Origin of the sequence: Emergencia sp. (genome assembly GCF_048465375.1) — a bacterium.
Classification (GTDB): Bacteria; Bacillota; Clostridia; order Peptostreptococcales; family Anaerovoracaceae; genus Senimuribacter.
Genome location: NZ_DBFWLQ010000021.1, coordinates 35,189 through 48,865, shown reverse-complemented (window position 1 = coordinate 48,865; position 13,677 = coordinate 35,189). Strand labels below are relative to the sequence as shown.

Annotated in this window: 12 protein-coding genes and 1 other RNA gene; 1 reads left to right on the top strand and 12 read right to left on the bottom strand. The window is 46.7% G+C overall.

Features of this window, described 5'->3' with window-relative positions:
- Positions 1-88: 88 nt before the first annotated feature.
- Complete coding sequence (locus ACMQ5W_RS14295) at positions 89-349, bottom strand: pro-sigmaK processing inhibitor BofA family protein (protein ID WP_419025755.1); 261 nt, start codon at positions 347-349, stop codon at positions 89-91.
- Between the two features lie 95 nt (positions 350-444).
- On the opposite strand from ACMQ5W_RS14295, the gene ACMQ5W_RS14290 reads away from it, so the two are divergent.
- Positions 445-639 (top strand): DUF2508 family protein, encoded by a 195-nt coding sequence (locus tag ACMQ5W_RS14290; protein WP_419025754.1) that lies wholly within the window; start codon positions 445-447, stop codon positions 637-639.
- 27 nt (positions 640-666) lie between these two features.
- On the opposite strand, the gene recR is transcribed toward ACMQ5W_RS14290, so the two are convergent.
- From recR to ACMQ5W_RS14235, 11 genes are all read right to left on the bottom strand, one after another.
- Positions 667-1,266 (bottom strand): recombination mediator RecR, encoded by a 600-nt coding sequence (recR, locus tag ACMQ5W_RS14285; protein WP_419025753.1) that lies wholly within the window; start codon positions 1,264-1,266, stop codon positions 667-669.
- Positions 1,266-1,622 carry a YbaB/EbfC family nucleoid-associated protein gene (locus ACMQ5W_RS14280; protein WP_148494540.1) on the bottom strand — a complete coding sequence of 119 codons (357 nt, stop codon included), beginning with the start codon at positions 1,620-1,622 and terminating at the stop codon, positions 1,266-1,268. The genes recR and ACMQ5W_RS14280 overlap by 1 nt, the downstream gene beginning before the upstream one ends.
- A gap of 27 nt (positions 1,623-1,649) precedes the next feature.
- Positions 1,650-3,230 (bottom strand): DNA polymerase III subunit gamma/tau, encoded by a 1,581-nt coding sequence (gene dnaX, locus ACMQ5W_RS14275; RefSeq protein ID WP_419025752.1) that lies wholly within the window; start codon positions 3,228-3,230, stop codon positions 1,650-1,652.
- Between the two features lie 147 nt (positions 3,231-3,377).
- Positions 3,378-3,567: signal recognition particle sRNA large type (gene ffs, locus ACMQ5W_RS14270), an RNA gene on the bottom strand.
- 302 nt (positions 3,568-3,869) lie between these two features.
- Complete coding sequence (locus ACMQ5W_RS14265; RefSeq protein WP_419025751.1) at positions 3,870-4,766, bottom strand: MBL fold metallo-hydrolase; 897 nt, start codon at positions 4,764-4,766, stop codon at positions 3,870-3,872.
- 1 nt (position 4,767) lies between these two features.
- Positions 4,768-5,763, bottom strand: coding sequence for an AIR synthase family protein (locus ACMQ5W_RS14260; RefSeq protein WP_419025750.1), 996 nt, complete (start codon positions 5,761-5,763; stop codon positions 4,768-4,770).
- The gene (gene ligA / locus ACMQ5W_RS14255) at positions 5,756-7,729 is read right to left on the bottom strand and encodes an NAD-dependent DNA ligase LigA (protein WP_419025749.1); all 1,974 of its coding nucleotides are present in this window, start codon (positions 7,727-7,729) and stop codon (positions 5,756-5,758) included. The genes ACMQ5W_RS14260 and ligA overlap by 8 nt, the downstream gene beginning before the upstream one ends.
- A gap of 64 nt (positions 7,730-7,793) precedes the next feature.
- Positions 7,794-10,001: an ATP-dependent helicase gene (locus ACMQ5W_RS14250; RefSeq protein WP_419025748.1), complete on the bottom strand. Its 2,208-nt coding sequence runs from the start codon at positions 9,999-10,001 to the stop codon at positions 7,794-7,796.
- A gap of 280 nt (positions 10,002-10,281) precedes the next feature.
- A complete protein-coding gene (locus tag ACMQ5W_RS14245) occupies positions 10,282-10,992 on the bottom strand; it encodes a Bax inhibitor-1/YccA family protein (protein WP_419025747.1) in 711 nt (236 codons plus the stop codon).
- 182 nt (positions 10,993-11,174) lie between these two features.
- A complete protein-coding gene (locus tag ACMQ5W_RS14240) occupies positions 11,175-12,548 on the bottom strand; it encodes a branched-chain amino acid transport system II carrier protein (RefSeq protein ID WP_419025746.1) in 1,374 nt (457 codons plus the stop codon).
- A 246-nt stretch (positions 12,549-12,794) separates the two neighbouring features.
- The gene (locus tag ACMQ5W_RS14235) at positions 12,795-13,559 is read right to left on the bottom strand and encodes a sugar phosphate isomerase/epimerase family protein (RefSeq protein ID WP_419025745.1); all 765 of its coding nucleotides are present in this window, start codon (positions 13,557-13,559) and stop codon (positions 12,795-12,797) included.
- Positions 13,560-13,677 lie beyond the last annotated feature (118 nt).

Below are 13,677 nucleotides of genomic sequence, written 5' to 3'. Positions count from 1 at the left end.
ATGGAAACACTTTAATACAATATTGCGCTAATGTCAATATTGTATCTACAATAATACAATATACATATATTTATGCACAGCTTATACATCAATTACACAAAAGCAACAGCATGATGACACCAGGCACCCCTAAAATCCCCACTGTCAAAGAATTCACCACATTAATCGGTATCAAAACCCCGATATTCATGCCGATGAAATTTATTACAATAATCAATACTGCGCCTAATACGCTGTTAAGCAGAAGGCGCAAAATAACTTTCAGGGGCACCAATAAGGCTTTTCCCAATAAAAATATCAAAATCATTGCGCCGCCAAAGGTCAAAAATACCCCCATTTCAGTTCCCATATCACATCTCCTCCTAAGCAAATAATTGGTACCTTGTATAAAATATGCCAATGTGGAATAAAATAGAATTAAATAACTTTGAAGGATGTGATAATTTGAAACCTGATGAAGAAATAATCGTTACCTCAATAAAAAATGCCCGCTCTGAATTGGAGCAGGCTGTTAGTCTTTTCAATGAGATGACCGACTTCACCGCCATAGACTACGCTTCATACAATCTATTGGCAGTAAAGGCCAAATATTCATATTTGATGCAAATTGCAAAAGAAAAAGGGTTATCCGTCGGATAGAATGGCAAAACAACAGGGAGCTGTAATCTACAGCTCTCTTCTTCCTTCCATGGCCTTGAGCAATGTGACTTCATCGGCATATTCCAAATCGCCGCCCACAGGGATGCCATTGGCGATACGGCTGACTTTGATGCCCGAAGGTTTGATCAGTCTGGCGATATACATTGCGGTAGCTTCTCCCTCAATGTTGGGGTTAGTGGCCAATATGATTTCTTTTACATCGCTGTTCTGCAGCCTGACGATGAGTTGTTTCAGGTTGATATCCTCCGGCCCCACACCGTCCATGGGCGAAATGGCTCCATGAAGGACGTGATAAAGACCGTCGAACTCCTTAATTCGTTCCATGGCCATCACATCCCTAGGACTCTCCACCACACAAATCACATCCTGTCTGCGGGTTTTGTCAATACAGATGCTGCACGGATCCTGATCGGTCAAATTTCCACAAACGGAACAGTACCGCATAGTCTGCTTCGCCTCCAAGATGGAGTGCGCCAGGTTTTCTGCTTCTTTATCCTCCATAGACAGAATATGAAAAGCCAGCCTCTGGGCCGTTTTTCCTCCGATCCCCGGAAGCTTAGACAGTTCATTAATTAATTTTCCTAAAGGTCTCGGATACTGTCTCATTATACTAATCCTGGAATATTCAGTCCTCCTGTAATCTTACCCATTTCTTCACTTGAAAGTTCCTCCATCTGTCTCATGCCTTCATTGACAGCAGCCACGATCAAGTCCTGCAGCATTTCCACATCATCGGGATCTACAACTTCTTTGTCAATGGTCAGATTTGTAATTTCTTTCTTTCCATTTACAGTCACACTGACTGCACCACCGCCAGAAGTAGTAGTGATTTCTTTCTCTTCGATTTCAGCCTGCATCATCTCCATCTGACGCTGCATGGCCTGCATCTGCTGCAGCTGCTTCTGCATATTTCCACCGCCGCCTGTCTTTGGCTTCTTACCTGCTCTCATGCCTTTTCCCATAATGAATTCCTCCTATTTATTCCATATTTATTCAATCTTTACATCCAGACCCAGCTTAGCGCTGACCTCTTCTGCCAGTTCCAACGCCTCCTGGTCAGGTGTAACGTCTTCTTTCTGGTTCTCTGTCTGACAAACCAGCTTCAATCTCCTGCCGATAATCTTCTCCATCAAATCACAGATATGCAGTTGATTTGCCTCTACGTATTGCTTCGTAAATTCGTTGTGAGCGATGACTTTAAATTCCTGACCGTTCATATCTGCCAATGTCGCGCCCGTCCTAATCAAGTTGAAACTGCCTTTAAACCCTTCCCCCTCTTCAAATATCCTGCCCCAGATTTCCGCAAGATCATATCCGCTTCCATCGAAATCATCGTTTTCTGCCTGTGCAGGCGACACACCAGTGGATGCAGCCTGCCCTGCCGGCTCCGCCGGTTTTGCCGATACAGCAGGCTTCTTTGGTCTGGCGGCCATCTGCTGTCTCGGCTGTGCCTGCGCCATTCTTGGCGCTGCCTGCTGCGTTTCTGCCGAAAGCCCTGAGGCAATGGTCACGATGGCCAGTTCCAGCAAAATTCTCGGCTGCGTGGAATATCTAGCATCATTAATCGTTCTGGAAAGGGTAATAATGCCATGATTGATTTCGTCCAAGGAAACCTGATTGCTCTGGTTCCGCAGTTTCTCTATGTTTTCGGTAGACATGTTCAGCATGTCCTCCGCATTTTTTATATACTTGGTGATGAGCAGGCTTCTGTAATGGCTCATCCAGTCCTTCATCAGCTGCTTGACATCCTTGCCTTCCTGCAGTGCTTCATCAAGAAGCACTAAGGCTCCCGCCACATCGCTCAGAGCCACTCGGTCTGTCAAATCCAAAAAGAATTCCTCTGATACCGTGCCGAGAAAATCCAAAACCGTATCACGGTCAAGATCCTTCTCTCCGCCAGCCAGGCACTGATCCAAAATGCTCAGTCCATCTCTGACTGAACCGTCAGCATTGGCGGCAAGCAGGCGCAGCGCGCTGTCCGTAACCTGCACGCCTTTTTCGCTACAGATGCGGCTCATATGGTCAATGAGCACTTTCTCTGGCACTCGTTTGAAGTCCAGGCGCATGCATCTTGACAAGATTGTCTGTGGCAGCTTCTGGGGATCGGTGGTCGCCAGAATGAACATGACGTTCTCCGGCGGCTCTTCCAAGGTCTTCAGCAGCGCATTAAAGGCGCCTGTAGACAGCATATGGACTTCGTCTATGATATATACTTTCTTTCTGCCCACAGCAGGGGGATATTTGACGCTTTCCCTCAGTTCCCTGATATTGTCAACACCGTTGTTGGATGCCGCGTCGATTTCCACCACATCCATGAAGGTTCCCTCTTTGATGGCCACGCAGTTTGCACAGTGTCCGCAAGGCCTGTCCTCATCATCCAGGCAGTTGACAGCCTTTGCCAGAATTCTCGCTGTCGTCGTCTTACCGGTTCCTCTAGTTCCACAGAACAGGTAAGCGTGACTGACCGAATCTGTAGCGATTTGATTCTTTAAGATTCTCACGATATGATCTTGCCCGATGACTTCGGAAAAAATTTCCGGTCTCTGGGCTCTATATAACGCAGTGTACACTGGCATTCCTCCCTTACAAAGCTGAACCTTTGTGATGTGTCTATATTCTGGCAGCATTGGCAATTGGTCCGAGTTCGGACTAATTGCAAACGTCTCAAAGTATACATATAATTCTAATAAGACGCAGCACGCCTATTTTCCTATGTAATACAAAATTGCCCTTTAATAGCTCCGCAGGTGTTGGAGAAGGCTGATCTGCGGCACATAAGAACTTCCGCTTATTGCTGCTTCCTTCCGGACCTGACAAGGTTCACGGCATCTCATTGCGCAGGACCCAAACCATACCAGGCGAAGCTATTAAAGGGCAATATTTAATTTGTCGTACACATTATTATATTGTTTTTGCGAGGCTATGTCAAGAAATGTTTCATACATAATTACGGCAAAGGCATGAAAGCTGATTCAGTCAGTCTGCAGATGCAATTTTTACTATTAACATTATTTTATTTAAATTGAGTATAATTTATTGGAATAAAATGTGAATTAGGTCAGGCTTGGAGCGATTTTATGTTGTTTTCAACCCATTTTGATGGCAATTCGTGAAATTTACTAGTATTTTTTATACTCACTTTTGCAAAAAAAGCCCTCTATAGTAAAATTACCGCAGTAGCTGAACCGACTTTGTTTACAATCTGTTTTTCATTCGTTTGATTTTAATTCCCGGTGCCACTTGATGCGCATCTCCTCACACGCAATGGCAATCCGCCCCTCGTCATGGAGCTTTGCCAACATGGTCTTGATGGTGCAGCCATTGAGACAGTATTGGCTCAAGTTAAAAGCCAGCTGGTATTTCTCAAATAGAGCCGCCATCAGATCGTCAAAGGTCAGACCCTCCCCGCCGCATAAAGTCTCCACGTCGTCCATGATGTCCAGTGTGTTCTTGATATTGACCTCTGCCAGGGGGACGATATCCTCGCATGGCGCTGCATGAGAAGGGATGAACAGAGCGGCTGACAAGCCCTTTACCATCTCCAAGGTCTCAAGATAGCTTCCCACGTCAAAGACGTGAGAGATTTTGTACTTGTCCAGAGTATCCTCTCCCATCAGACAATCTGCCAGAAAGATGACGTCATCGTCAGTGCGCAGGCCAAACTGCCCGTCGGAGTGGCCCGGCAGCGGAATCACAGACAGCCCTGCCGGCAGCACTTCCTCTGTAAGTTCCGACGCCTGGCATTCCTTTGCCATTAAAAATTTATTCTGCAGTTCCTTTGGCGGATAAGCGCCGAAGAGAAAGGCCGGCTCCAGCAGCGGTCTTTTGATAAAGGCAAGGTCGCTGCCTGAACCGTAGATCTTGCACCCCGTCCTCTGCTGCAGCAGCTGGTTTCCGCCGATGTGATCGGCATGGAAGTGGGTGTTGATAATCATTGACAGCTTCCAGCCCTGCCCTTCAATGGCTTTCAGTGCCTTCTTCCCCGCGTCTTTGTCGTTGCCGCTGTCGATGAGGCAGACCTCCGACTCGTTGATCTTGTAAAGTCCCATCTTCGCTGGACACTCTATGTAGTAGGTCTTTTCGCCAACCTGCACTAGTTCATACATCCTATTTCACCACCTTGTACAACTCATCCGCTTCCGGCGGGGCAATCTCGATCTGCCGCTCTTCGTCCACCAAATACAGACCCTTCTCTTTCTCGCAGACCTTGCCGATGCAGCTGACTTCAATGCCGCCAATCTGCAGGGCCGACATGATTTGCTCCTTCTTTATCTCCGGCGCCACGATGAGCATGCAGCCACTGGAAATCAATCTCAGCCAGTCGATACCGAAATGCTCTGCAACTTTGATCGTTACCGGATCTACTGCCACTTTCTCTTTCCACACCTGGCATCCCAGGCCTGCAATGTGGCACATCTCCCAGACCGCTCCCAGGATGCCGCCCTCTGTCACATCGTGCATGCCGGAGGTGCCGATTTCGCCGGCGATGAGGCCTTCTTTGACAACACTGACCTGTTCCAGCAATGCTTTGGCACTCACCAGTTCCTCACTGGTCAGCACCCCTGCAAGCTCTTTTTCAAAATCAGAGGCGATAATCCCGGTTCCTTCCAGGCCCGCCGTCTTGGTCATCAGAATGTAGTCACCCGGTTTCATGTTGTGGGCGCTCTGAGAGTCCCCTGCCAGACCTCTGCCGATGGCCGTGGAGACGATGACTGGCTGATTCACTGCCGCCGTTATTTCGGTATGGCCGCCGATAATTTCTACGCCCACTTTTTCAGCTGCAGCGCCTGCCTGTGCCATAATCAGAGAGATGTCCTCTTCCGTCGTCCCCTCTGGAAGCATCACCGTCAAAGTAATGCCAAGAGGTTCTATGCCGTTACTGGCGATATCGTTACAGGATATGTGGATTGCCAATCTGCCGATATCATTCATCGCCGCCGTAATCGGATCTGTGGAAACCACACACTCGTATTTGCCATAATCGATGACTGCACAGTCTTCGCCGATGCCAGCTCTCGTCTTGACTTCCGGCCTCTTATATTTAATTTTGTCGATGACAATCTTCTGCAGCATGTTGCTGTCAAGTTTTCCTACCTTAAGCATTTTCTATTTCTCCTGTTTCGAGCCATCTCTTTATGGTTTCTTCATCTATAATTGGAATATTTAATTCTTTCGCTTTTTTGTTCTTTCCTGTGCCTGATTGCAAGTCGTTATTGATCAGGTATCCGGTCTTTGCGCTGACGGAGCCGGATACCCTGCCGCCCGCCTTTTCAATCTCCTCTTTGAGTGCGTCTCTGTTCTCATAATGGTGGAGAGAGCCTGTAATGACAAAGGTGATGCCAGAAAGAAAGTCTTCCGTCTCTTCCTCGGTTTCATCCAGTCTGACCACTTTGATGATATCGTCCACGATTTTCTTTTTCAGTGGATTGCCAAAATAAGCGGCAAAGGCGCCTGCCATGATTTCACCGATGCCGTCAATGTCAACCAGTTCCTCCTCAGTCAGGTTTACGATTTTCTCCCACTTCCTGTGACAGGCTTTGGCAATCAGCCGGGCGTTAGCCACGCCGATGCCCGGAATACCCAGCGCGTATAGCAGCCGCTCTGGTGTAGTATCCTTGGCTTTCTCAACAGAAGCCCTCAGATTTTCAAAGGACTTTTCTCCAAAACCCTCCATCTGCGTGATTTCTTCCCGGAAACGCTCTACATGAAAAACGTCGGCCAGTTCCTTAATCAATCCTTTGGCAATCAATTTCTCGATGGTCGCCTCAGAAAGACCGTCGATGTTCATAGCATCTCTCGATACGAACAGAGTAAAACTCTTAATCTGTTTTGCCAGGCATTCCGGATTGGTGCAGAAGAGTGTCTCTACGCCGTTGTCATTTCTAATCTCCGCCTTGTGCTGACAGACAGGGCAGCTATCTGGCACATGAATGCTGTTGCTGCCAGTCAGGTTTTCTGCAATCTGCGGAATGATCATATTCGCCTTATAGACTGTAATTCGATCTCCCAATCCCAGCTTTAAATCCCGCATGACGCTGATATTGTGTACCGACGCCCGGCTGACCGTAGTTCCCTCCAACTCCACCGGATCAAAAATGGCGACTGGATTAATCAAGCCCGTCCGCGATGCGCTCCACTCCATCTCCGTAAGTATCGTCTCTGCCAGTTGATCCCGCCATTTGAAGGCGATGGAATCCCGCGGGAATTTTGCTGTGCTGCCCAAACTCTGACTGTACAAAATGTCGTCAAAGGTCAGTACCAGCCCATCAGAAGGCACGTCGTTATCCTCGATGGCTTTTTCAAAGTATTCTACCGCTTCGACAATGTTCTCTGCAGTAACGGCTTTGTATTCTACGATATCGAACCCCTGGCTCTGCAGCCAGGTCATCTGCTTTTCTCTGCTGTTTTCAAAGTCGACATTTCCGGCTTCTACAAGGCTGAACGCGAAAAAATTGACATTTCTCTGCGCGGTGATTTCGTTATTCAGTTGTCTGACGGAGCCGCTGCAGAGATTCCGCGGATTCTTATATTTTGCTTCCGCATCTGGTATGGAAGCGTTGATTCGTTCAAACTCGCTGTACTTGATAACAGCTTCTCCCCTTAGAACTAACCGTCCATCAAAAGGAATCTCCACCGGTACATTGACAAAAACCTTGGCGTTATTGGTGATGACTTCCCCAACTTCTCCGTTGCCCCTGGTCAGCGCTTTTACAAGAGTGCCGCCCTCGTAAGTCAGCACGATGGTCAGTCCGTCCAGTTTCCAGGAAAGAAGTCCTTTTTGGTTCCCCAGCCAACCGCGGAGCGCCTCTCGGTCTTTGGTCTTATCGAGGGAGAGCATACGGCTGGGATGCTGCTCCTTTGGCAAATCTGACAGGACTTCATAGCCAACATTCTGCGTGGGGCTGCCCGCCATGATGATGCCCGTCTCCCGTTCCAGCTCCATCAGCTCATCATAAATTTTATCATATTCAAAGTTAGAAATGATTTCCTCTGCATCATGATAGTAGGCCTTGGCCGCTCTATTCAAAAGTTCTATTTTTTCTTTCATCAAAGACCGCTTGTCTTCCATATGCATTACCTTCCAAATTTGTATTTTCAATATTATTGTCGCCACACACCGGCACCTTATACCCCTAAATCTTTTTTAGCGGTGCGATGCCTTTGGCCATCTTCTTCTGACCCGCTGCATCAAAAATAACAGTCAAAGTCTTGCCGTCCTGATCGACGATCAAGCCTTCCCCGAATTTTGCGTGGCGCACTTTGTCACCGATAGCAAATCCTTCACCGCCGGCGGATACATTGGCTTTTGTCGCTGCTTTAGCATATCTCAAAGAGTCGTATGGTTTTGGACTCTCTTTTGCTGCAAATCCGTCGAAAGAACCAGTGGAGACGCCCAAGCCCGAGTCCCTGTTCTTTCTTACATAGACTGCATCGCCATCCAGCAGACGCTTATCCACTTCCCGCAGGAACTGAGATTCCCTAGTATACTCCGTGCGACCGTACAGTGTACGCACTGCAGCGCTGCAGAGAATCAGCGTTTCCTTGGCACGCGTCATGCCCACGTAACAGAGTCTGCGCTCTTCTTCCATCTTGTCACTGCTGTCAAAGGCCTTATGTCCCGGAAAAAGTCCGTCCTCCAGACCGGGCAGGAACACCACAGGGAACTCCAGCCCTTTGGCGCTGTGCATGGTCATCAGGACCACCGCATCCTGGCTGGCATCGTGATTATCGACTTCTGCCATCAGGGTGATTTTTTCCATGAATTCCTCAACATTAGGATTTTCAGCCTGTTCTTCGTAATCGTAAATGACCGATTTGAACTCCATCAAGTTTTCGATGCGGCCTTCTGCCTCCACTGTGTTGGCATCCTCAAGGGATTTCATATAACCAGTCTTCACCAGTAAGTTATCGTAAATATCTGAAACTCGTAAGTTCTCTCTTTCATCGCGGCACAAATTGATACACTCAACCATATTTTTGACACCGCTGTAGGCTTTGCCCGGTAAAGTGGCCAGAACCTCTTCATCGGAAAGAGCCTGCAGCAGACTTTCGCCTCGCACGTTGGCAAAGGTCTGAATCTTTTCAACGGACTTGTCCCCCATACCCCGCTTCGGCTCGTTAATCACCCGGCGCAGAGATAAATCATCATAAGGATTGACCACCAGTCTCATATAAGCCATCATATCCTTGATTTCTTTTCTGTCATAATAGCGCAAGCCGGAGAGGACCCTATAAGGAATATCTCTGCGGGTCAGAGCCTCTTCAAAGTGTCTGGACTGGGCATTGGTTCTGTAGAGAATGGCAAAGTCGCTGTACTTCTTGTCGCGTCCTTTCAGCAAATCAATCTCCTGTGCCACGTATCTGGCTTCGTCTTTTTCCGTGTCGGCTCTGTAATACTTGATTTTGTCCCCGTCTTCTCTATCGGTCCACAGTTTCTTGCCTTTTCTGCCGCGGTTATTTTCGATGACGGAGTGTGCTGCTGCCAAAATATTGCCGACAGATCGGTAGTTCTGTTCCAGCTTGATGACCTTGGCTTCCGGGAAGTCTTTTTCGAAATCCAAAATGTTCCTGATATCTGCACCCCTCCACTGATAGATGCACTGATCGTCGTCACCCACAACACACAGATTATGGTGACCTTCTGCCAGCATCTTAATCAGTTTATATTGGATGTGGTTGGTGTCCTGATATTCGTCCACCATGATATATTGAAATTTCCTCTGGTATCTGAGCAGAATCGCCTCGTCACGCTCGAAGAGTTTGACCGTGTTCAGAAGCAGGTCGTCAAAATCCATAGCGTTGTTCTTCTTCAATTCGTCTTCGTAAGCTTTGAAAACGCTGTAGATGACCTTTGTCTTATAATTATCTTCTACCGCATCACGATATTCGTCAGCAGATACCGCTTTCTCTTTGTAATCACTGATAATGCTGAGAAGATAAGGCGCGCTGAACTCTTTGTCGTTAATCCCCTGCCCTTTGAGGATGTTCTTGACAATGGTCTTCTGATCCGTACCGTCGTAGATGACAAAATTATGGTCGTAGCCGATAGCCTCACAATTGTAGCGAAGCATCCGCAGGCACATGGCGTGGAACGTCATAATCCACATATCATCACATCTGCCAACCAATTCCTCTACTCTGCTTCTCATTTCTCCGGCAGCCTTATTGGTAAAAGTCACCGCCAAAATATTATAGGAAGGAATTCCCTGTTCTATCATATACGCAATACGTTCCGTCATGGTGCTGGTCTTGCCGGATCCCGCCCCTGCCAGGATCAGAAGCGGCCCCTCCACCTGCATCGCGGCTTTTCTCTGTTTCTCATTCAGTCTCTCTAAACTCATCTATATTCATTTCTCCTTCGTCGTTTTCCGCCTACTATTTTATCACAAAATGTGATGGGGTGCTATGACATTCTGCCTTTTGAGAGGAAACCGGCAAATCCGCCATAAAAGCTTGTTTTTTAATTATTTCGACCACTATTTTATAAAGTCAAGCTTATTTTCGAACATATTTTCCAAAGAAAGTAAATAAATGCAGCGATTTTATGATAAACAAAAAGAGCCGTCGCCCTAACGGTTATTTTCCGTTAACGCAGGCAGCCCCTTTCAGTTTATTTATAGATCACTTTTTTGCCCTTCCTAAGAGGCGCAGCAGATACAAGAACAGGTTGATGAAGTCCAGATATAGCTGCAGGGCGGAGAATATGGACGCCCGTGCCAACATCGCCTGATCACCCTGATAGCAGTTGTAATAGGTACGGATCTTCTGGGTGTCGTAAGCTGTGAAGCCCAGGAATACGGCAATACCGACCAGACACACGATTCTGTCAAAATCCCCCAAATCCAGGAATAAGGATAGCAGTCCGCAGACAATCAGGAAAAGCAGACCGCTTATCAAAATAGGACGCATACGGGAGAGGTCCTTTTTGGTGACATGTCCGTACAGTGCCATGATGCCAAAATATGCCGCTGTCATTGCAAAGATCAGAATCAGTCTCGTCTTCTCGTATATCAGGAAATAGGCTGAGAACACCACGCCGTTAAGTACGGCATAAGCAAAGAAGAGTACCCGTGCCGTACCCACCTGGAGCTTCTGTATGCGGGCTGAAAGAATCAAAACGACTGCAAGTTCAGCCACCAAAAGTACAATTGGCACATATGGAATCGCAAAAATAAAGAAGATGGCTCCCGTATAATAGCCAAAGAATGCCACGGCAAAGGTGGTCAGAAGGCCCAGAAACATCCACTGAAAAGTCTTGGTGGTATAAGCGCCCACACTGTCTCCCATATTTTCTTCATATCCCCTGTCATAATCAAATTCATTTTCACGCATAGTTATGATACCTCCATTTTGGCCAGTATATCATATTTTGTCCACCCTGTCCATTGCCAGCTGGCTCGGAGCGGCCAGTTCAGAGAATAACTAGTGCGTATCAGCCGTACCATCAAAGGCTGCAGGCGGAGGGCCACCGATTTTTATCGCTCTCCCTCCGCCAGCAATGGTCAAACTTTTATTTATGCCGCAGCGTTCTGCTCATCTTCTGCAAGCATTCTATCCATTTCATCTATGATGCTTTCTTTTCCCAGCACCTTGAAGATGATGCCGCCTGCAATACCTCCCACAATTGCAGGAACAAGCCACGGAAATCCGGATTCCGCCAGCGGAATGGCAGCAACCAGATGATCAATTGCTGTCAAACGGAATGAAATCAGTCCGTTGGTAACCGCTACAGAATATGCGCGGTAGAGACCGAAAATCAATGCCATCAGAATGGAGCCCTTCCATACTCCGTCATTTGGAATCAATTTCTTGCAGACACCGAGAACCGTCAATGTCATGTACATCGGGAATAAAAAGTTAAACAGCGGGCCCGAAAGTCTGATGATAAAGCTGACACCTGTGGACGCTACCAGCATGATGGCAATGGAAAGCGCCAACGCGGCGATTCTGTACGGGATCTTATCCTTTGACAACATATTGATCCAGTCTGCTGCAGTGGCGATCATACCTGCTGCCGTTGTAAAACATGCGAAAATAATTGCTAGAGAAAGCACCACAATGCCTCCATATCCGGCCAGCTTTCTGACTAATCCTACCAATAAAACGGTGTTTTCTGTATCAGGTGCAAAGAACTTTGTTCCAGTAGAGCCCAGATAACAAAGCCCCGCGTAGATGACAAACAGGAGAACAAAGGCAACGACAATGACGCGAAAGAGAATTTTTTTCTGCTCTCTGCCTGGTTTATAACCTTTCGCATTCAGCGTCGTAATGAAAATGCCTGCGCAGACGATGCCAGTTCCGACATCTCCAGTGTTGATCGCTGTCAAAAATGCGTTAGTAAATGGATTCTCTGTGACTCCGCCGGAAGGCGTTCCCAGCGGATTGACGACTGTCAAAACCACGATAATCAACAGACAGATCAAAAGAGCCGGTGTGATAAATTTGCCGATATTATCCATGACGCTTGATTTACTGCTGGCAATCAGGAACGCGATGCCAAAGAAAATCAAGAGAAATATCCATTTTGAAATGGGTGGCAATTCCGGGAGAATTCCCATAAGCCCGATTTCATAGGCCACACCGCCACACCTTGGAATGGTTCCAAAGGTTACAGCCATAATGCCTACTACCATACAGAGCACATGGAGTTTAGAATGTACGTGCGAAGTGATATCTTCAATCTTTGTCCCGGTGTTTCCTACTGCTGCAACTGCCAACATCGGGAACAAAATTCCAGAGAGCGCAAGACCAATCGCTGCAGGGATAACACTGGCTCCAGACACCAATCCGATTTGTGGTGGGAATACCAGATTGCCTGCGCCAAAGAATACGGCAAACATGGCGAATCCGACTACCAGACTGTCTTTTAAAACTTTCTTTTCGTTCATAATTCATAATCCTTTCCTAATTCACAAATCTTTAATAAGTTTATTATATTCATTAAAGTGCAAAGGTTATGCCAAAGCAAAAGTGTCGGCGCTAAAACAGATTTCGCAAATATTTCTAATTTTTCTGAAACGTCCGTGTCAAATTCTTTTATAATATCAAATTATCTTTAATTTTTAAAATTTTCCATATAAAAGCGCCGTCCTGATGATTTATCTTCAACAGGACGACGCTCTCGTTTTACATCTTTACTTAAAATGTTGGATAATCCACGCTGCACTGGATGCGCAGGTACGGCTCTCTATGGTCATCGTCACATCAGGTCTGCAATAGGTCTTGATGGAATCCAGGACGGCGATCATATCCATCGTGCCCCTATCCAGCGGTCCATGCAAGTCCTCTTTGCCGTCGTTGTTGTGCAGGTGAAAGTGACCGATCATCGGTCCCAGAATACGAATCCAGTCGTGGATATCAAAGTCCTCACAAGTGACCGCATTGGCATGTCCCACGTCCAGGCAAATCTGTATTCTGGAATCGTTTAATTCTTCAATGATTTCTTTCATCATCAGCGGTTCATCTTCAAACACATTTTCAATATAGATGACAAAATCCTCTGGTTTGTCTTTCATAAATTCTTGCCAGAAATAGAGAGATTTTTCTTTGTGCCATTCCTTGAAGTACAGTAAGGGCATGTGTCCAGAGTGAACGACCATTTTCTTGATTCCCAATTTCTCAGCCACCGCATGAGCCTCATTGAGACGGGTCAGTCCCAATTCCACCGCTCTGTGATCAATGGACGCCGGAATAATTTCGGTGAATGGACCATGGATAATAGCCCGCTCTGCTCCTGCGTTTGCAATCTCTTGCTTCATCTCAGACATCGTTTCTCTTACTTTTTCCGGATCTAGATTCTCTGAAATACATAAATCGTTCAGTTCAATATTGAAGCCATTGTTACGAATGACATCGATAGCGTTTTCTGAAAAAGTGGCGATATATATCTGCTCTCTCATAAACTTCCTTTCACGCCTCTGCAGACAAAAAATGTTTTGAGGCAGGGTGACGAATCCTGCCTCAATTATGAAAAAAGAATGAAAAGCTCGGTTATCCGTCCACCTATAAATATAAAAA